This window comes from Ruegeria sp. CK1, from assembly GCF_056536545.1.
In genome coordinates this window covers 243,009-261,457 of record NZ_JBQFPX010000001.1, presented here as the reverse complement: position 1 = coordinate 261,457, position 18,449 = coordinate 243,009, and the positions used below count along the sequence as shown (strand labels likewise).

General features: G+C 56.1%; 17 protein-coding genes. 3 read left to right on the top strand and 14 right to left on the bottom strand.

Annotated features, from left to right (window positions below; all coding sequences use genetic code 11):
• Positions 1 to 41 precede the first annotated feature (41 nt).
• From ACR0L3_RS01285 to ACR0L3_RS01270, 4 genes are all read right to left on the bottom strand, one after another.
• Positions 42 to 530, bottom strand: coding sequence for an N-acetyltransferase family protein (locus ACR0L3_RS01285; RefSeq protein WP_480743020.1), 489 nt, complete (start codon positions 528 to 530; stop codon positions 42 to 44).
• A complete protein-coding gene (locus ACR0L3_RS01280) occupies positions 527 to 1,129 on the bottom strand; it encodes a VOC family protein (protein WP_480744636.1) in 603 nt (200 codons plus the stop codon). Before ACR0L3_RS01280 ends, ACR0L3_RS01285 begins: the two co-directional genes overlap by 4 nt.
• A gap of 102 nt (positions 1,130 to 1,231) precedes the next feature.
• On the bottom strand, positions 1,232 to 3,358 hold the full coding sequence (gene scpA, locus ACR0L3_RS01275) for a methylmalonyl-CoA mutase (RefSeq protein ID WP_480743018.1): 2,127 nt from the start codon (positions 3,356 to 3,358) through the stop codon (positions 1,232 to 1,234).
• Positions 3,355 to 4,170, bottom strand: coding sequence for a hypothetical protein (locus ACR0L3_RS01270; RefSeq protein WP_480743017.1), 816 nt, complete (start codon positions 4,168 to 4,170; stop codon positions 3,355 to 3,357). Before ACR0L3_RS01270 ends, scpA begins: the two co-directional genes overlap by 4 nt.
• Positions 4,171 to 4,301: 131 nt before the next feature.
• Here ACR0L3_RS01270 and ACR0L3_RS01265 point away from each other — a divergent pair, with 131 nt between their 5' ends.
• On the top strand, positions 4,302 to 4,748 hold the full coding sequence (locus ACR0L3_RS01265) for a DUF4174 domain-containing protein (RefSeq protein ID WP_480743016.1): 447 nt from the start codon (positions 4,302 to 4,304) through the stop codon (positions 4,746 to 4,748).
• A 76-nt stretch (positions 4,749 to 4,824) separates the two neighbouring features.
• Here ACR0L3_RS01265 and ACR0L3_RS01260 read toward each other — a convergent pair whose 3' ends face one another.
• The 5 genes from ACR0L3_RS01260 to ACR0L3_RS01240 form a co-directional block, all read right to left on the bottom strand.
• Entirely contained in the window at positions 4,825 to 6,870 is a 2,046-nt protein-coding gene (locus ACR0L3_RS01260; protein ID WP_480743014.1) for an acetyl-CoA carboxylase biotin carboxylase subunit, read from the bottom strand.
• Positions 6,871 to 6,984: 114 nt separating this feature from the next.
• The gene (locus tag ACR0L3_RS01255) at positions 6,985 to 7,188 is read right to left on the bottom strand and encodes a hypothetical protein (protein WP_480743013.1); all 204 of its coding nucleotides are present in this window, start codon (positions 7,186 to 7,188) and stop codon (positions 6,985 to 6,987) included.
• Positions 7,189 to 7,784: 596 nt separating this feature from the next.
• Positions 7,785 to 8,138 carry a hypothetical protein gene (locus tag ACR0L3_RS01250; protein WP_480743012.1) on the bottom strand — a complete coding sequence of 118 codons (354 nt, stop codon included), beginning with the start codon at positions 8,136 to 8,138 and terminating at the stop codon, positions 7,785 to 7,787.
• Between the two features lie 130 nt (positions 8,139 to 8,268).
• The gene (locus tag ACR0L3_RS01245; protein WP_480743010.1) at positions 8,269 to 8,754 is read right to left on the bottom strand and encodes a DUF6497 family protein; all 486 of its coding nucleotides are present in this window, start codon (positions 8,752 to 8,754) and stop codon (positions 8,269 to 8,271) included.
• 97 nt (positions 8,755 to 8,851) lie between these two features.
• Positions 8,852 to 10,384 (bottom strand): acyl-CoA carboxylase subunit beta, encoded by a 1,533-nt coding sequence (locus ACR0L3_RS01240; RefSeq protein ID WP_480743009.1) that lies wholly within the window; start codon positions 10,382 to 10,384, stop codon positions 8,852 to 8,854.
• Positions 10,385 to 10,567: 183 nt separating this feature from the next.
• On the opposite strand from ACR0L3_RS01240, the gene ACR0L3_RS01235 reads away from it, so the two are divergent.
• Together ACR0L3_RS01235 and ACR0L3_RS01230 are read left to right on the top strand one after the other, a co-directional pair.
• Positions 10,568 to 11,773, top strand: a complete 1,206-nt coding sequence (locus ACR0L3_RS01235; protein ID WP_480743007.1) for a multidrug effflux MFS transporter — start codon at positions 10,568 to 10,570, stop codon at positions 11,771 to 11,773.
• Positions 11,774 to 11,838: 65 nt separating this feature from the next.
• Entirely contained in the window at positions 11,839 to 13,239 is a 1,401-nt protein-coding gene (locus ACR0L3_RS01230; protein ID WP_480743006.1) for a helix-turn-helix domain-containing protein, read from the top strand.
• 75 nt (positions 13,240 to 13,314) lie between these two features.
• Here ACR0L3_RS01230 and ACR0L3_RS01225 read toward each other — a convergent pair whose 3' ends face one another.
• From ACR0L3_RS01225 to ACR0L3_RS01205, 5 genes are all read right to left on the bottom strand, one after another.
• The gene (locus ACR0L3_RS01225; RefSeq protein WP_480743005.1) at positions 13,315 to 13,554 is read right to left on the bottom strand and encodes an HP1242/YdcH family protein; all 240 of its coding nucleotides are present in this window, start codon (positions 13,552 to 13,554) and stop codon (positions 13,315 to 13,317) included.
• 77 nt (positions 13,555 to 13,631) lie between these two features.
• Entirely contained in the window at positions 13,632 to 15,290 is a 1,659-nt protein-coding gene (betA, locus tag ACR0L3_RS01220; protein ID WP_480743003.1) for a choline dehydrogenase, read from the bottom strand.
• Between the two features lie 70 nt (positions 15,291 to 15,360).
• On the bottom strand, positions 15,361 to 16,869 hold the full coding sequence (gene betC, locus ACR0L3_RS01215; RefSeq protein ID WP_480743002.1) for a choline-sulfatase: 1,509 nt from the start codon (positions 16,867 to 16,869) through the stop codon (positions 15,361 to 15,363).
• On the bottom strand, positions 16,866 to 17,438 hold the full coding sequence (gene betI, locus ACR0L3_RS01210) for a choline-binding transcriptional repressor BetI (protein ID WP_480743000.1): 573 nt from the start codon (positions 17,436 to 17,438) through the stop codon (positions 16,866 to 16,868). The genes betC and betI overlap by 4 nt, the downstream gene beginning before the upstream one ends.
• Positions 17,439 to 17,527: 89 nt before the next feature.
• Entirely contained in the window at positions 17,528 to 18,436 is a 909-nt protein-coding gene (locus ACR0L3_RS01205; RefSeq protein ID WP_480742999.1) for a DMT family transporter, read from the bottom strand.
• Positions 18,437 to 18,449: the final 13 nt, after the last annotated feature.

Here is an 18,449-nt window from a genome sequence, read left to right as displayed (position 1 = left end):
GCACCCTAGCGCCGTTATTCACAACTGTCAGGTGCGACAGATCACTCTGCAGAAAGAATTTTTTGCATCAGCACAAGATCCAACCATTTATCCCATTTGAAACCGACTTCGGGCATGTGGCCCACTTGTTTAAAGTCCAGTGCCGCGTGAAAGGCGATTGCGTCAGGGTTGGCCAAAGATATCCCGGCGACCAAGACGTGGACGCCATCTGCGCGCGCAGCACCTTCGAGCCTGGCCATCAAAGCCCGCCCTGCGCCTTGCCCGCGCGCTGTGGATGTCAGTTGAATTGTGTGTTCGCGACAGTGCGCATAACCCGGGCCATTACGAAATGGGCCATAGGTTGCAAAGCCCTGCACCTTTCCGTCTCTTTCAGCGACAAGAAAACTGGGGCCGCGGGTTTCTATATCTGTTGCGATGCTGTCTACACTGCGCTCGTTCGTCGTGAACGTGATCAGAGTGTCCCGAATGATCTTGTTGGTGATTGCAGCGATTTCTGATGCATCCCCCAATTCAGCCTGCCGGATGATCATTCAAGCACGCGCGGGCCATGAGATGTTTCAAACTCAGCCCGCAACGCGGCGGGCCCAGTGTCGAAAACTACGCGCTCAAGATCGCCAAGCAACCGCGCCAAATCCAACGCGTCAGGGTGAAAAACCACCAAACGTTGCAAGCGGCATCCGCTGTCCTGCAACATTCTTGCCGGGTGCAGATCACCGTGCCATTGGATGAGCGCCGGGAATAGGTTGTCAAAAGGCAGCTTACCACCAGGAGGAACTGCCATTTGCCACCGCAGCGCGCCTCGGGCCATTTCGAGAGGTTGCCCTGCACCGTCGGGGAACATCGACAGCGCGGCCTCAATGTCTGAAACCTGGCAAATCCAGTTGGTCAGGCGCGGTTGTCCTGTGAACTGGTCGAGGTCAAACCACCGCGTGCGGTCCACTTTCGGTGCTTGCGGGTCTATAGCGATGGCTTCCAGGTACAGCCCATCTCGCAACCCTAAGAGCCGGTTGTGCGTGCCAAAAGCGTCGTGTTTTCCACCGTCCTGCAAGGGCATCCCCAGCGCTTGCTCAATATGGGCAGACGCTTCTTCCAATGTCTCGCCAGCAACAGCCAAGTGATCCAGAAACACGTGCTCCCTCCAAACTTTACGACCAGACCCCAATCGGTCTGGTCGCATGTTTTCTCCAAAGGCTCGGGATCACAAGAATTTTTAGAAAAATACTCGCAGGGGTTAGCTTTTTGCTTCACGGATAAGGCGCAAAATGTCCTGCGCCGCGTCGGGGATGTTAGTACCCGGACCAAAAATTGCTTTGACGCCATGGTCGTAGAGGAACTGGTAATCCTGCTGCGGAATCACGCCACCACAAATGACGATAATATCCTCGGCCCCGGCTTTCTTGAGCTCCTCAACCAGTTGCGGAGCCAGCGTCTTGTGTCCTGCTGCTTGCGAGGAAATCCCGACCACGTGCACATCGTTATCTACTGCATCTTGCGCGGCTTCGGCTGGCGTTTGGAACAGAGGCCCCACGTCCACGTCAAACCCAATGTCAGCAAAAGCAGTGGCAATTACCTTTGCCCCACGATCATGCCCGTCTTGTCCCATCTTAACCACCAGCAAGCGAGGGCGGCGACCTTCGGCCTCGGCGAATTCCTCGATGGATTTCTGGATCGCGGCGAACCCTTCGTCCCCTTCGTATGCGGCACCGTAGACACCGGCCAGCGTTTTCACCTCGGCGCGGTGGCGACCGAACTCTTTCTCCATTGCCATGCTGATCTCTCCTACGGATGCGCGGGCGCGGGCGGCCTCAACCGCAGCAGCCAGCAGATTTCCACCCTCTTTGGCGGTAGTGGTTAGGGCTTCCAGCGCAGCCTGACAGGCTGCCTCGTCACGGGTTGCGCGGATGCGTTCCAGCCGAGCAACCTGAGCCTCGCGTACGGCTACGTTATCGACATCCAGAATGTCGATCGGGTCTTCTTGTTCCTTGCGGTACTTGTTAACGCCGACGATCACCTCGTCACCCCGGTCGATCATGGCCTGACGGCGCGCGGCGCTTTCCTCGATGCGCAGCTTGGGCATACCCGAAGCGACGGCCTTGGTCATACCGCCCATCTCCTCGACTTCTTCCATAAGCGCCCAAGCTTTTTCGATCAGCTCATTGGTCAAGCTCTCGACGTAGTAGGATCCGGCCAGCGGATCGACCACGTCGGTCACGCCTGTCTCTTCCTGCAATACCAACTGCGTGTTTCGCGCAATGCGGGCCGAGAAATCGGTCGGCAGCGCAATCGCCTCGTCCAGTGCGTTGGTATGCAGAGACTGGGTGCCGCCCAATACCGCGCTCATCGCCTCATAAGCGGTGCGGATCACGTTGTTATAGGGGTCCTGCTCTTGCAGGGACACGCCCGAGGTCTGGCAGTGAGTGCGCAGCATTTTCGACCGTTCGGATGTTGCCCCGAAGTCGGTCATCACACGATGCCACAGGGTTCGCGCAGCGCGCAGTTTGGCAATCTCCATGAAGAAATTCATGCCGATAGCAAAGAAGAACGACAGACGGCCTGCGAACTTGTCCACGTCCATCCCAGCCTCGGTGGCGGCGCGCACGTATTCGCGCCCGTCGGCCAGCGTATAGGCCAGTTCCTGCACCAGGTTCGCCCCGGCCTCTTGCATGTGATAGCCCGAGATCGAGATCGAGTTGAACTTGGGCATTTCATTCGAAGTGAATTCGATGATGTCCGAGATGATCTTCATCGACGGTTCGGGCGGGTAGATATAGGTGTTACGCACCATGAATTCTTTCAGAATGTCATTCTGAATCGTGCCGGACAGGACGGATTTATCGTGGCCTTGCTCTTCGCCAGCTACGATGAAACTCGCCAAAATCGGGACTACCGCCCCGTTCATGGTCATCGAGACCGAAACTTTATCAAGCGGGATGCCGTCGAACAGGATTTTCATGTCCTCAACGCTGTCGATGGCAACACCAGCCTTGCCTACGTCACCGACAACACGCGGATGATCGCTGTCATAGCCGCGGTGCGTCGCCAGATCGAAGGCGACCGAAACACCTTGTTGTCCGGCGGCTAGGTTACGTCGGTAAAAGGCGTTGGATTCTTCGGCGGTTGAAAACCCCGCGTATTGACGGATTGTCCATGGTCGACCGGCATACATTGTCGCCTTCACCCCGCGGGTAAACGGACCGAACCCGGGCAAAGACCCCATATGCGGAAGGTCAGCAGTGTCGTCCTGCGTATAGAGCGGCTTGACGTCGATGCCTTCCAGCGTTTCCTTGGTCAGGTCATCCAATGGGCGACCGCGCAGCTCTTTCTCGGCCAGCGACTGCCAGTCCTTTTTGTCCATCATTGCGTATTCCTCTCGTCAACCTTTTCAGCGGGCATTTCCAAACCGCGCTCTAATTCCTGTCCAAGGCACAACCGGGCCAACCCATCGGCACCCGATTCCAGCCAGGACAAATCATCTGCAAACTTCATCATCAGGCTCATTTCCTGAGCACTTTTCGGTACTTGGATTTCTTCATTTCCGTCCTTGTTGATCCACAAGTTCGACGCCTCAAATGGCGGCACAGGGATATCAACCAAACAGGCCAATTGCCGATCGGGTCGACCGGCGAATTCTTCGAACGGTAACACCAGCAGTGGCACTTTCGGGAAAGCGCCTTTTAAATCGGTAATGACCGCCTGCCAGCTGCGCGGGTGCTGCGCGACTTTTGGCCAGCGCATATCACAGCCGAACTTTCTTTTGTTGCGAACCGCGTAGCTGGCGACCGATGTCCAATAGGTATTCAGCGCTCGGATATTCAGACCAAGCTTGGTCACACGGCCGCCAAAGGCATCTGATACCAGTCGCGCGCGTGATCCGACAGTGGGATAAAGCTCTCCCTTGTTGAAGTTCTCGCGCATCGTTCCCAGAAAATTCTCTTCGGTAACAAGCAGATGTTCAACGCCCTGCTTCTGACATCGGTCTAATTCCTGCTGCAGTGCGGTATGGGACTCTGGCGTCATGGACCGAAGCGCATGCAGTCCCGTTTCCTTCATTTTTTCGCGCCCCCAAACCGCTATGCCATGCTTTGCAAGCGCCGGGGCGTTGTGGTGCAAGTACTCCTGAAAACTGGTGGTCGCACAGCGATGCGCCCCGAAATGGATAATGATGTCCATGCGCCTAGCCCATCACAAGTGCGGGTGCTCGACCACGCACAGCCGATTTGAACACTTTTTTGACCGCTAGCTGCATTCCAATGGTCGCATTACCCGATTCAGAGGCTATATTCGATTCAACAGGAGGCCCTATGACACGAACGCTTGCCCTTGTTTTCTCGGCACTATTCCCGCTGGCTGCCTTGGCTGCTGACGGGTCTGCACCTGCAGAAGACGAATTTGTCCGCCCCGTTGGGGATAGTGACCTAAATGAGTTTCTCTGGGTTAATCGACCCATTGTCGTCTTTGCCGACACGCCGGCAGATCCGCGGTTCCAGCAGCAGATCGATATGTTGGTCGAGGGTGAAGCAGCGATGCGTGACCGGGATGTTATCGTGCTGACCGACACCGACCCGTCAGCGCGTTCTCCGATTCGATCACAGTTAAGACCACGCGGTTTCCAGATGGTGTTCGTCGATAAGGACGGAGTGGTTAAGCTGCGTAAACCGTCCCCTTGGAGCGTTCGTGAAATCGGCCGCTCAATTGACAAAACGCCGTTACGCGAACGCGAGATCCGCGAACGGCGCGAAGGCAGCTGAACGCTTTCACCACGCCTCGAAGGCCCGGCGCAGCACGCCGGGAGTTCGGGAGCGTATGGCGAAAACACGTTCATGATCACTCGAACTCGATGATCACATCGTCTACGGCGAGGCTGTCGCCAGGACCTGCATTGATCTTGGCAACCGCGCCTTTTTTCTCGGCGCGCAGGATGTTTTCCATCTTCATCGCCTCGACGGTGCACAGGGCCTGACCTTCCTGCACCTCCTGTCCCACTTCGACGTCGATCTTCACGATCAGACCCGGCATCGGGCAAAGCAGCATTTTCGAAGTATCCGGCGGCAGTTTTTCAGGCATCAGGCGGGCCAATTCTGCCTGACGCGGTCGGCGCACATGCACCTTCATATCCGCGCCGCGGTTACGGATGCGGAACCCGCCCGAGATCTTGCCGACCTTCAGGACCAGCGGGCTTCCATCAACGTCCAGAACAGCCAGTTGATCACCCGGTGTCCATTCAGAAGCAACGCGCAGGGTCGTTCCGTCTTCGAAGCGCACTGTTGCGCCCTCTTTGTCGGCGCCCACTCGCACCGCAAATTCGTTGCCTTGCAGGGAAACGACCCAACGGTTGCCGACCTTGCGCTCATGGTTGTCCATCCGCCCAGACACTCGGGTCCGGCGGATTTCGGCAACCCGGTACATTGCAGCGCAAGAAGCTGCGATACGGCGCAGGTCGGTCTCGGGCAACTCAACACCTTCGAAACCGTCCGGGTATTCCTCGGCAATAAAGGCGGTGGTCATGTCGCCACTGATGAATTTCGGATGGTCCATTACGGCAGACAGGAACGGCAGGTTGTGGCCGATCCCTTCAACCTCGAAACTGTCCAGCGCGACGCGCATCGCCTCAATCGCCTGATCACGGGTCGGGGCCCAAGTACAAAGCTTTGCGATCATCGGATCATAGTACATGCTGATTTCGCCGCCCTCGTACACGCCCGTATCATTGCGCACGGCGGCATCATCCTCGGGTGCGTCACCCTGCCATTTACCATTCACCAGCATCGGACCAGCGGCCGTTTCTTCCGGAGGGCGATAGCGGGTCAGACGTCCAATCGAAGGCAGGAAGTTGCGATAAGGGTCCTCAGCATACAGGCGGTTTTCAATGGCCCAGCCGGTCAATGTCACATCATCCTGAGTGATCGTCAGCTTTTCACCTGCTGCTACGCGGATCATCTGTTCGACCAGATCAACGCCAGTGATCAGTTCGGTGACGGGGTGTTCCACCTGCAGGCGGGTGTTCATTTCGAGGAAGTAGAAATTCTTGTCGCCATCGACGATGAATTCCACAGTACCGGCGCTGGCATAGTCCACGGCCTTGGCCAGAGCCACAGCCTGTTCGCCCATCGCCTTGCGTGTCTCGGGGTCCAAGAACGGTGATGGTGCTTCTTCCACCACTTTCTGGTTTCGGCGCTGAATCGAGCATTCGCGTTCACCCAGATAAATCCCGTGCCCATGGCTGTCGCACAGAACCTGAATTTCAATATGGCGCGGCTGGGTCACGAACTTTTCGATAAATATCCGATCGTCGCCAAAAGAGTTCGCTGCTTCGTTCTTGGAAGATTGAAAACCCTCGCGTGCTTCTTCGTCATTCCAGGCGATCCGCATACCCTTACCGCCGCCGCCGGCGCTGGCCTTGATCATGACCGGATAGCCAATGTCATTCGAAATCTTTACGGCTTCGTCGGCGTCTTCGATCAACCCCATGTAACCGGGAACGGTCGAAACACCCGCATCCTGTGCGATTTTCTTCGAGGTAATCTTGTCGCCCATCGCCTCAATCGCACCCTTCGGCGGACCTACAAACGCAACGCCTTCGGCCTCAAGCGCCTCGGCGAACTTGGCGTTTTCCGACAGGAAGCCATAACCGGGGTGAACCGCCTGCGCGCCGCTTTGACGAATCGCGTCCATCACTTTGTCGATCACAATATAGGACTGGTTCGCGGGCGGTGGTCCGATATGCACGGCTTCATCTGCCATCGAAACATGCAACGCCTGTCTGTCTGCATCCGAGTAGATGGCGACCGTACCGATACCCATCTTGCGCGCGGTCTTGATGACCCGGCAGGCGATCTCGCCCCTGTTGGCGATCAGGATCTTGTTGAACATGGAACGTCCTTTGTCTTGGTGTTCTGGAAACACAAAAAGCCGCCGCTGGGCCTAAATCCAGCGGCGGCTTTTTGCATGATGACGGTCGAGGCGGTGAACGCCCCGGAGTATTTTTTAGTAACAGTTTCTCTGTGTCTTGCAGAACAGAACGTTGCCCGCGGCACCGACTGCGGCACCGACGAACGGGTCCGCGCTGAGAACCGCCGCGCCCAAGGCCCCTGCGCCGCCGCCAAGCAGCGCTTGTTCACCCAACGTGTCACCGCAGGCCGTAAGCCCTGCACAGGTCGCTGCGACCAGGAAGAATTTTGAGATTCGCATGTTTTCTGCCCCTTATAGATTCTTGATGCGTCGCCTCGCACATGTAGAAACAAGCGACTGTTATTCAATAACAGCCTCTGCAAATCTACGTATTGCGCAGAATTTTGCCGCAATAAGTGCTGTAAATGCAAAAAGAAAAACGCGGGCAAGGTTTTGTGGGTTTCACAAACCTGCCCGCGGAAGGAAGGGGTACGGAATAGTAGGTGCTTGTGCGGCGCAGGCAAAGTAGAGCCGCACGGCCCATTCAGATTGCACGGCGCAATCGACGCCGCAAACAAAGTATTGTTTTCCCCCAAAATTCCGGCTGGAAACCGCCCATCTGGCAAATTCCCGCGCAATTTTGTGCCTAAAAAAGTCTCCGTCAGTAAGGCCGACTTCGGCACCAAGGGTGTCCCAGGTCCACTACAAATAATTGGAGTGTCACTGAATTCTGCGAATACTACACCCCGACCTGAAACGCTGACTGTCTGTAATTTGTTCTTCCAAAACAGTCGGCACTGAGTTGCTGACGACCCATCCCTGCCCTGCCTCACCTTGGGCACGGGTTTTTCCAAAGTTTCCTTTGGATAACAATGTGTGTCAGCGACCATCACAGATCAGCGTCCCCCGTCGAAGATATCCGGAAATGATAGCCGCGCCGCATCCGGATCTATCACAAGCAGCGCGTCATAACTGGAAGGATCAAACGGATCTTCCGCAGGCAGGACTTCACGCTCGAACAACCAGCTCAGTCTACCAGCGTCCAGATTGCCACGCTCAAAAGGTTGATCCCCAAAATGATGCCACAGCGCCTCCATAAAGGCCGCATCCGCACGGCGATCGGCTGGCTTGCGATCCCGGAAACGCTCACGTCGTGTGATCGGCGTTACGCCCTTGGGATTGGCCCGACGGATAGTGAATTGAAAATCGGTTCCGGGCAAACGTCCGGGAAATCCACGGTGCTTCAGCATCCCAGCACCCCTTCCTTCGTTGAGCGCCAAAAGGAAAACTTCTCCTTAAAGAAACTCGGGATCATAAAGCGCACCTCCAAAGCCGCATTGGTGTTTAGAAATGCTCTGAGGTTGTGAAGGTCTTTCATGGTCAGAGCCCCTCCCAGATACATTGGGATTGCTCCAGCCGGTAGGCTTCAAAGAACTGAGTTGCATCGGGAGACGAGCGCCCGAATTCAACCGGTCGGTCAGACAACGAAATCACCACCCGTGCCGGTTCCAATTGGTATTTCGCGACATAGGCCACAGCGAGGGTTTGGCACAGATGCTGCATATCTGCCGAAGCCACATCGTACCCGATCCGCCCGGCGGTGTAGCCAATTTTGGGCGCTATAAACCGGAACCGAACCCATAGCTCTCCTGGGTTGTCATCCAGCAGTACATCACTCAGATGAACGGGTTGGCCCGAGGGCACAGGTAACAGGTTATCTGATTGAGCTAAGGCCGGGGATGACAATGCCAGCAAGGCCAAGATAAAGGCGCGACCCCAGACCTGCTTGACGCAGGCTCCTCTCTCTGAGGTCGCGCGCGCATGGCTTTCGGCCCGCGCTTGTCTATATCTCGTAAGGCATGTCATTTATCAGCTTTAGTCTCAAAGTCAAACTCACTGGAAATTACCCGGCGATGTCCCGCTCTCGGTGAGTATTCCAACAGGAAAAGCGTATCGCGTTTTCTTACAGAGGGATGTTGTCGTGCTTTTTCCATGGGTTCTTAAGCTGCTTGTTGCGCAAGCTAGCGAACGCACGTGATACACGGCGGCGTGTTGACTGCGGCATGATCACCTCATCAATGAAACCACGCTCGGCGGCGACAAAGGGGTTTGCGAAACGATCTTCGTAGTCCTGAGTATGTTGCGCGATCTTTTCGGCATCCCCAAGATCAGCGCGGTGGATGATCTCGGTGGCACCTTTCGCGCCCATCACGGCAATCTCGGCGGTGGGCCACGCATAATTGAAATCTCCGCGCAGGTGCTTGGAGGCCATAACATCATACGCACCACCGTAAGCCTTGCGGGTGATAACGGTGACTTTCGGCACTGTCGCCTCGCCATAGGCAAACAACAATTTGGCCCCGTGCTTAATAACACCGCCATATTCCTGAGAGGTTCCCGGTAGAAACCCGGGCACGTCGACCAGTGTCAGGATCGGAATCTCGAAACAGTCGCAGAACCGCACGAACCGCGCCGCCTTGCGCGAGCTGTCGATATCCAAACATCCGGCCAGCACCATCGGTTGGTTCGCAACGACACCCACGGTCTGCCCTTCCAGGCGAATGAAGCCTATGATGATGTTTTTGGCGTAGTCTTCTTGAATCTCGTAGAAGTCGCCCTCGTCCGCCACTTTGGTGATGAGTTCCTTCATGTCATAGGGCGTATTCGGATTGTCTGGGATCAGCGTATCCAGAGAGGATTCGACCCTATCCGGGCTGTCAAAGAACGGACGGACCGGCGGTTTCTCACGGTTATTCAACGGCAGGAAATCAACCAGGCGACGCACTTCCGCCAAAGCCTCGACATCGTTTTCGAACGCCCCATCAGCAACCGATGATTTTTTGGTGTGGGTCGACGCTCCCCCCAATTCTTCGGCAGTGACGACTTCGTTGGTGACAGTTTTGACGACGTCAGGGCCGGTTACGAACATGTAAGAGGTGTCTTTGACCATAAAAATAAAGTCGGTCATCGCAGGACTGTAGACAGCACCACCAGCGCACGGCCCCATAATCACGCTGATCTGCGGCACAACGCCTGAGGCCATGATGTTGCGTTGGAACACTTCGGCGTAGCCCGCCAACGAGGCGACCCCTTCTTGGATTCGCGCCCCACCCGAGTCGTTGATTCCAATCACCGGCGCACCGTTTTGGATCGCCATATCCATGACCTTGCATATCTTCTGCGCGTGAGTTTCCGACAGGGACCCGCCAAACACAGTGAAATCCTGACTAAACACATAGACCATCCGGCCATTGATTGTGCCCCAGCCAGTGACCACGCCATCACCCGCAGGCTTTTGATTCTGCATACCGAAATCACTGCACCGGTGGCTGACGAACATGTCGAATTCTTCGAAACTGCCCTCATCCACCAACAGTTCGATCCGCTCGCGTGCGGTCAGTTTGCCGCGCCCATGCTGCGCGTCGATACGCTTTTGCCCACCACCCAGCCGGGCGTTGTTGCGGCGATCTTCAAGCTCGGTCAGGATGTCTTTCATGGCGCTGGTCCCCTGTAAAATTTAGCGCGACCCTATACGCAGACTCGTCAGGGCCAAAGCACCTTTCGGCAAATTTGCAAACCTTTGAAAATTTTTGATGCGTAAATTGTAAAATTGCTAAGTTTCAAAATGAAACACGGTCACGGATGGTATTCGCCGAAACGGTCTGTATACCAGTGAACCATGCAGTTCAGTTCTTCTCGGGCGCATCGTTCGCCCCCAACAATTTACACGCTGGTTTTACTTTCAGGTCTCTCGGCCCTCAGCCTGAATTTGTTCCTGCCCAGCCTGCCGAACATGGCCCTGCATTTTCAGGCCGACTACAAAATCATGCAGCTATCGATTGCGCTGTACTTGCTGGTAAATGCGTTCTTGCAGATATTGATCGGCCCGATTGCCGATAAAGCCGGACGTCGGCCCGTCTTACTATGGGGGCTGGCATTGTTCCTTGTCGCCACGTTGGGCTGCATCTATGCGCCCACAGTCGAAGTATTCCTGGCCCTCCGCATGAGCCAGGCAATCGTTGTTGTTGGCATGGTACTCAGCCGCGCGGCGGTGCGGGATATGTATGACAAGGATCAGGCAGCATCTATGATCGGATATGTCACGATGGGCATGGCTGTCGTCCCGATGATCGGCCCGGCAATAGGCGGCCTGCTTGAAGAAAGCTATGGCTGGAAGGCAAATTTCTGGCTGCCTTTCGGACTGGGCGCGATGACACTGGCACTGATCTACTTCGACTTTGGTGAAACTTCGGCCAAAAGCGGCAAGACTTTGGTGCAACAGTTCCGCGAATATCCGGAATTGCTGCGCTCACCCCGCTTCTGGGGCTATTCGCTATCGTCTGCGTTATCATCGGGGGCTTTCTTTGCCTATCTGGGCGGCGCGCCCTTTATTGGCACCGAGCTATTCGGACTTAGCGCTGCACAGGTCGGTATCTATTTCGGCGCACCCGCAGTCGGGTATTTCTTTGGAAACTTCTTCAGCGGCAGATACTCGGTAAGGTTTGGCGTGAACCGAATGGTGTACTGGGGGTGCTGGTTGAACGCGATAGGTGTCGCATTGTCTGCAACCCTGTTTCTGGCAGGCTTTGGAACGGCGCTCAGCTTTTTCGGGCTCATGACCTTCGTCGGGATCGGAAACGGCATGACAATTCCCAACGCCACCTCGGGCGCATTGTCCGTTCGCCCCCATCTGGCTGCCACCGCCTCAGGCCTAAGCGGCGCGATCATGCTGGGTGGCGGAGCGGGTCTCAGTGCGCTGGCCGGAGCCTTGTTGACCCACGAAACCGGCGCTATGCCGCTGCTGTGGCTGATGCTGGCAACCTCCGCGCTGGCGATCTGCGCCATAATGTCCGTAATCAGGCGCGAGCGAAAGTTGGGCTTGTGACATGGCTTGCAACAGTGGGTTTGCAAAGTTAGCTTGCCCTGAAAGCTAAGTTGCAAAGGTACGCCATGGCCACCCAAAAGCTTTATGCCGGTGCAAAGCTGCGCGAAATGCGTACGCGCCTAACGCTGACTCAAAAAGAATTCGCCACCAAGCTGGGTGTCTCCCTGCCCTATCTGAACCAGATGGAGAACAACAACAGGCCGATCTCGACCACTGTTGTCCTGGCACTGGCACAAGAGTTCGGTATGGACGTGACCGAGTTGAGCACCGGCGACAGCGAGCGTCTGGTCTCAGACATGCGCGAAGCACTGGCAGACCCAGTCTTCGATGACGCCATGCCACCGCTGGCTGACCTACGCTTGACAGCATCCAATGCGCCTGCGCTGGCTCGGGCGTTCATCGCGCTGCACCGGACCTATCGCCAGACGCATGAACGGCTCGCCTCGCTGGACGAAGCCCTTGGCCGCGAAGACGCGCAGATACAGGCCAGCCCTTGGGAAGAGGTACGGGATTTTTTCCACTATTGCGACAACTATATCGATGCAGTCGACCGCGCAGCCGAACGGTTCTCGACCCGCGCCGAAGACTCCGGTGGAATCCGCGCTGCCGCAATCAATAGCCTTGGAGAAAGGGGCATTCGGGTGCAGTTCGTGGATATTCCTGAAACCCGAAAATACGACACTGACAGCAAGACGCTTCAACTCTCGTCCCGCATCGCGCCGCAAACACAAGTGTTCCAACTGCTGCTTCAGGTTGCCTTGATCAGCCACGACAAACTGCTTGAGGCCACACTGGATTTCGCCAAGTTTCAAAGCGACGAGGCGCGCGCGATCGCCAAGATTGGGCTAGCCAACTATTTTGCTGGGGCATCTTTGATGCCTTACGATGCGTTTCTGACTGCGGCGCAGGACTATCGCCACGATCTGGAGTTGCTTAGCAATCGGTTCGGCGCGTCGATTGAGCAAATCGCGCACCGGCTCTCGACAATGCAACGACCCGGAGCCAAGGGAATACCGTTCTTTTTTGTCCGCGTCGATCAGGCGGGCACAATCACCAAGCGTCACTCGGCCACACGTCTGCAGTTCGCGCGGTTCGGCGGTGCTTGCCCGTTGTGGAACGTTCACCGCGCCTTCGAAACCCCCGGTCATTTCTTAAGACAACTGGCGGAAACACCGGATGGTGTGCGCTATATTTCGTTAGCTCGGGATGTGTCGAAATCGGGCGGCTCGTACGGTGCGCCTGTGCGCCGTTATGCCATTGCACTGGGTTGCGAGGTTCGGCATGCCGAGGCTCTGGTCTATGCCGACAACCTGGATATCAACAACGCCAGCGCATACGAACCAATCGGCATTTCGTGCCGCATCTGCGAACGGCAAAGCTGCCACCAAAGATCGGTCCCACCATTGGAACGGCGGCTTTCAATTGACGCCCATACCCGTGGCACCTTGCCCTATGAGGTCACCTGATCCTGACTTGGCTTGAGACTATTCCGTAGGACGCGCGGCTTGCTGCGACGGGGGCAGCGCCCCCGCCTCTTGGCCTTAAGATTTAGATAAGATCGCCCAGATCTCATCCTTGAGAGCCGCTCGTTTCTTACGCAATTCACCTTCCGCCAATTCTTCCATCGGTTCGACATTGGTTTCGGCCCGGTGAACGGTGCGGTTGATCTCGTGATACTCATCTGCCAGCCGGGCAAAATGCGCGTCCGATTGCTTGAGCTGGCTCATCAGTTCGACTTTGTCTGGAAACTCTTCGGCCAGTTCGTGCGGGGTGTGAGACATTCCTGTTCGCTCCTAAATGTACAGTTGTAAGTTAGGCCTATGCGTCTTCGTTTCACCCCGCTTTGACGCGGATCAAATCACCGCTGCGCTGTTGCCCATGCTGGGTGTATCCATGGCCGATCATTGGCTTTTGGCAATGCCTCTCTGCCCAGAAGATGATCCGAAACCTTCTCACCCACCATGATGGAAGGCGCGTTCAGGTTGCCATTGGTGATCTGAGGGAAAATCGAACTGTCGGCTACGCGCAGCCCCTCAACGCCAATTACCCGTCCTTGCGGGTCAACAACCGCGTTTTTATCATCGGCTCGACCCATGCGGCAGGTGCCACAGGGATGGTAGGCGCTTTCGGCATGCTCAGCGATGAATTCATTTAGTTCCTCATCAGTCTGCACGTCCGCACCAGGTTGAATTTCCTTACCCGCATAGGGTTTGAACGCATCCTGCCCAAAAATTTCGCGGGTCAGGCGGATACATTTGCGGAAATCCTCCCAGTCTTTTTCGTGGCTCATATAGTTGAACCGGATCACCGGAGCGTCCTCGGGCTTGTCCGAGCGCAGCGTCACCGCACCGCGCGACGGAGACCGCATGGGTCCTACATGCGCTTGGAATCCATGACCCTCTGCAGCCGCCTGCCCATCATACCTTACGGCAATCGGCAGGAAGTGATACTGAATGTCGGGATACTCAACACCCGGATTTGACCGTATGAAGGCCGCGCTTTCGAACTGGTTCGACGCTCCAAGTCCAGTTTTGGTAAATAGCCATTGCGCCCCAATCAGGCCTTTGCTGACAAGGTTCCAGTGTTTGTACAGTGTGATTGGCTGCAGCGAAGCTTGCTGGATATAAAGCTCCAGATGATCCTGCAGGTTTGCGCCCACGCCGGGACGATCTGCGACAACTTCAATGCCATGCTCGGCCAGATGAGCCGCCGGACCGATCCCTGACAGCATCAGCAGTTTGGGTGAGTTAATCGAGGACGCGGCCAGAACCACTTCGCGCCGGGCACGAATAATTTCCTTTTTGCCGCCGCGAAACAATTCAACACCGGTCGCACGGCCATTTTCCATGACCACACGTGATGCCAGACCGCGCACGATATCGCAGTTGTCGCGCTTTAGCGCAGGCTTCAAATACGCGTTGGCCGCCGACCAGCGCCGTCCTTTCCAGACGGTCTGCTCCATCGGGCCAAATCCTTCCTGCTTTTCGCCGTTGTAATCGCCGGTTACTTCATAACCTGCCTGCTGACCAGCATCGACAAAGGCTTGAAACAGTGGGTTCTCGCGCGGGCCGCGCGACACGTGCAGTGGGCCGTTTTTGCCGCGCCACTCTGCGTCGCCACCATGACCGCCATCGTGCCAGGTCTCCATCCGCTTGTAGTAGGGCAACACGTCCGCATAGGACCAGCCATCGGCACCCATATCGGCCCAGGTATCAAAATCACGCGCATGACCACGCACGTAAACCATCCCGTTGATCGAGGAAGAACCACCAATCACCTTGCCGCGTGGGCAGGCCAGTTTACGATTGTTCAAATGCGGCTCAGGCTCGGACTTGTAGCCCCAGTCATACATAGGCATGTTCATCGGATAGCTGAGTGCCGCAGGCATCTGGATGAACGGCCCGGCGTCAGTTCCACCATGCTCGATCACCAGAACCGAGGCCCCGGCCTCACTTAGGCGGTAAGCCATCGCGCAACCGGCGGACCCGGCGCCCACAATGACGAAATCTGCTTCCATTTTATGACTCCTGCAACCGCCGCGCCAATTCAGGTGGTCTACGGCGGAGTACTTTCATTTGGTAAAAAGGTTACTCGCCGCGCGGGAAGCGGGCGTTTTCCTCTACGACATTAAGATCCATGTGATTGCGCATGTACCGTTCAGACGCCTTCTGAAGCGGTTGGTAGTCCCACGGGTAGTACCCACCCTGCCGCAACGCTTCGTAAACGACCCACCGGCGGGCCTGGCTGGCACGCACATCTGCATCGAACTGATCCAAGTCCCAGCGAGCTTCGGATTTCGCGCGCAGCGTTTCCAACGTTCCGGCATGCGCAGGGTTGTCGGCCAAGTTGACCTGTTCATGCGGGTCGGCCTCGAGATCGAACAGCTGATCCGGGTCCAGAGCGCATCTGTTGTATTTCCACTTTCCGTAGCGCAGTGAAACCAGCGGCGCGTAAGACGCCTCAGCCGCGTATTCTATCGCCACAGGTGCAGTGCGTTCGCCGCCTTTTGCCAAAGGCATAAGATCTTCGCCGTCGGTCCATGGCGCGATTTCGGCCATGTCTACACCTGCAAGCGCTCCTAATGTTGGGGTCACGTCGATGGTCGAGACGGGCGTGTCAATCCGGCCTGCAGGCAGATCCGGGGCCGAGATCATCAGCGGCACACGCGACGACCCTTCGAAGAATGTCATCTTGAACCACAAACCGCGCTCGCCAAGCATATCGCCGTGGTCTGAGACAAACAGGATAATGGCCTCTTGCCGCGTGGATTCTAGCACCTCTAAGATCTCACCGATCTTATCGTCCAGATACGAGATGTTGGCGAAGTAAGCGCGGCGAGAATTGCGGATATCTTCCTCGGTAATGTCAAAGCTGCGCCAGTCATTGGCATCGAAAATCCGTTTCGAATGCGGGTCCTGATTGTCGTAGCCGAGGTCCGGGACCTCGGGTAGCAGATGTTCGCAATCCTCATAAAGGTCCCAGTATTTCCGACGCGCCACGTAAGGATCATGCGGATGAGTGAAGCTGACCGTCACGCACCAAGGGCGGTCATCCTTGCCTCGGGCCAAATCGTAAAGCTTAGTCTTAGCGTTGTAGGCGACCTCGTCATCATATTCCATCTGATTGGAAATCTCAGCCACACCCGCGCCGGTAACGGAACCCATATTGTGATACCACCAGTCGATGCGTTCGCCCGGCTTGCGATAATCCGGCGTCCAACCAAAATCAGCCGGGTAGATATCTGTGGTCAGGCGATCCTCGAACCCGTGCAACTGATCAGGACCGACAAAGTGCATCTTGCCGGATAGGCAGGTGTAATACCCCGCGCGGCGCAGGTGATGAGCGTATGTCGGAATGTCGCTTCGAAATTCAGCCGCATTGTCATAGACCCCGGTCCGCGAAGGCAATTGACCAGACATAAAACTTGCCCGACCGGGCGCGCAAAGCGGCGAGGCCGTATAGGCGTTGGCAAACCGGGTCGACCGTTCAGCAAGCTTCTTCAGGTTCGGAGCATGAAGCCAGTCTGCGGGACCGTCGGGAAAGAGGGTTCCGTTAAGCTGATCCACCATCAGGATCAGAATGTTCGGTTTTGTCATTTTTCAGCCTCGAGAAGTGTATTGAGGACACGCATTGCGTGGTTAACAGCCAGTTGCGGTTCTTCCGGAGCGCTAAGCGCCGCACGGATGTAAAGACCGTCAATCAGAGCGATCATGTTTTCGGCCGCCTCGACCGGGTCATTCATCAAGGGGCGCAGCGCGTCTATCAGGTTGGACCGGATACGCGCTTGGTAGATCTGCCACAGACGTAGTGCGTCGTCGTTGGTCTGTGCCAAAACGTAAAACGTCATCCAAGCAGCAATTACGTCGGGCGTAAAACACGAGGGAGCAAAGCAAGCCCTAATAATAGCCTGCGCCCTTTCATTCGGGGCGGCTGCCTTTAACTCTCCCCGCGCTTCATTTCCGAAATCGGAAAGAATACGGCGCATTGCGGCCAGAAATATCTGATCCTTGCCACCGAAATAGTGATGCGCCAACGCGCTGGACATCCCGGCCCGTTTGGCGATCTGGCTGACCGTTACATCAAGGGATTTTTTCGACCCAAGCTCGGCAATCGTCGCACGAACGATTGCGTCACGGCGGATTGGCTCCATTCCGAGTTTCGGCATAGCTGTCCCCTCCCAACGGTTGGCAGGAAAACGCTACGGGGTTTTTATTGACCCGTCAATCAACAACCTATTCCGAGCGCTAGAATTCGCTAGAGCTTGGGCGCAATGCTTGGTGTGGTCAGGCTGCTGCGGTTCAGAACGGCCTCGCGCCAGGCAATGAAACTGACGGCAGTCAATATCAGTGTACCTCCGGCAACGACCCAAACGTCAATTCTTTCGTGGAAGACCAATGCCCCCAACAGCGTGGCCCAGATCAATTGCAGGAAAGTAACCGGTTGCGTAACTGCGACGGGCGCGGCTTTTAGCGCAATCGTCATGAAATAGTGACCAGCGGTCGCAAAGCTAGCGACCAGAAACAGAATACCCAAGTCGCGAAGGCTGGGCGGTGTCCAAACAGCCACGGCAAAGGGAATCAGGGCAATCGTCACCCAGATCGACATGTGGGCCACAACAACAGAAGGTGGGAGGTCTCTCACAAGCGCCTTTGCGATCAAGTAAGACGCCCCAAGTGCCAAGGATGTACCCAGCATCGTCAAGTGGCCTGCTGAGATTTCACGAAATCCAGGCCGCAGAATAATGATGACACCGATCACAGCAACGAAGATCGCGGCAATTCGGCGAAAGGCAAGCTTTTCACCCAGAAACAAAGCCGCGCCCAAAGTCACGTAAACCGGCGTCATATAGTTCATCGCCGTGACTTCGGCCAAGGGGATCTGCGTCATAGAGAAAAACCACAGCATTACGGCTACGGCATGCACAATCCCCCGCACTCCGAACAGCTTCAGATGTCGCCTGGTCAGGTGCGTCTTCAGAACCAATTTCAGGGCGGGCAAAAGAAACACCAAACCAAAGACAAACCTAAAGAAAGCCGCTTGAATCGGGTCCATGGTCGAGCCTAGCGACTTGACCAGCGCCGTCATGACAACAAATGACACCCCGGCAGCAAACATCCAGAACATACCCAGCAATGGGCGGTAAGTCGGGGCATGAGTTGTCATGTTAACGGTTGAA

Excerpts from the sequence above, each read along its gene's own strand:
- ACR0L3_RS01285 (WP_480743020.1), bottom strand. The coding sequence starts at position 530 with ATGATCATCCGGCAGGCTGAATTGGGGGATGCATCAGAAATCGCTGCA.
- scpA (WP_480743018.1), bottom strand. The coding sequence starts at position 3,358 with ATGATGGACAAAAAGGACTGGCAGTCGCTGGCCGAGAAAGAGCTGCGC.
- ACR0L3_RS01270 (WP_480743017.1), bottom strand. The coding sequence starts at position 4,170 with ATGGACATCATTATCCATTTCGGGGCGCATCGCTGTGCGACCACCAGT.
- ACR0L3_RS01265 (WP_480743016.1), top strand. The coding sequence starts at position 4,302 with ATGACACGAACGCTTGCCCTTGTTTTCTCGGCACTATTCCCGCTGGCT.
- ACR0L3_RS01260 (WP_480743014.1), bottom strand. The coding sequence starts at position 6,870 with ATGTTCAACAAGATCCTGATCGCCAACAGGGGCGAGATCGCCTGCCGG.
- ACR0L3_RS01255 (WP_480743013.1), bottom strand. The coding sequence starts at position 7,188 with ATGCGAATCTCAAAATTCTTCCTGGTCGCAGCGACCTGTGCAGGGCTT.
- ACR0L3_RS01250 (WP_480743012.1), bottom strand. The coding sequence starts at position 8,138 with ATGCTGAAGCACCGTGGATTTCCCGGACGTTTGCCCGGAACCGATTTT.
- ACR0L3_RS01245 (WP_480743010.1), bottom strand. The coding sequence starts at position 8,754 with ATGACATGCCTTACGAGATATAGACAAGCGCGGGCCGAAAGCCATGCG.
- ACR0L3_RS01240 (WP_480743009.1), bottom strand. The coding sequence starts at position 10,384 with ATGAAAGACATCCTGACCGAGCTTGAAGATCGCCGCAACAACGCCCGG.
- ACR0L3_RS01235 (WP_480743007.1), top strand. The coding sequence starts at position 10,568 with ATGCAGTTCAGTTCTTCTCGGGCGCATCGTTCGCCCCCAACAATTTAC.
- ACR0L3_RS01230 (WP_480743006.1), top strand. The coding sequence starts at position 11,839 with ATGGCCACCCAAAAGCTTTATGCCGGTGCAAAGCTGCGCGAAATGCGT.
- ACR0L3_RS01225 (WP_480743005.1), bottom strand. The coding sequence starts at position 13,554 with ATGTCTCACACCCCGCACGAACTGGCCGAAGAGTTTCCAGACAAAGTC.
- betA (WP_480743003.1), bottom strand. The coding sequence starts at position 15,290 with ATGGAAGCAGATTTCGTCATTGTGGGCGCCGGGTCCGCCGGTTGCGCG.
- betC (WP_480743002.1), bottom strand. The coding sequence starts at position 16,869 with ATGACAAAACCGAACATTCTGATCCTGATGGTGGATCAGCTTAACGGA.
- betI (WP_480743000.1), bottom strand. The coding sequence starts at position 17,438 with ATGCCGAAACTCGGAATGGAGCCAATCCGCCGTGACGCAATCGTTCGT.
- ACR0L3_RS01205 (WP_480742999.1), bottom strand. The coding sequence starts at position 18,436 with ATGACAACTCATGCCCCGACTTACCGCCCATTGCTGGGTATGTTCTGG.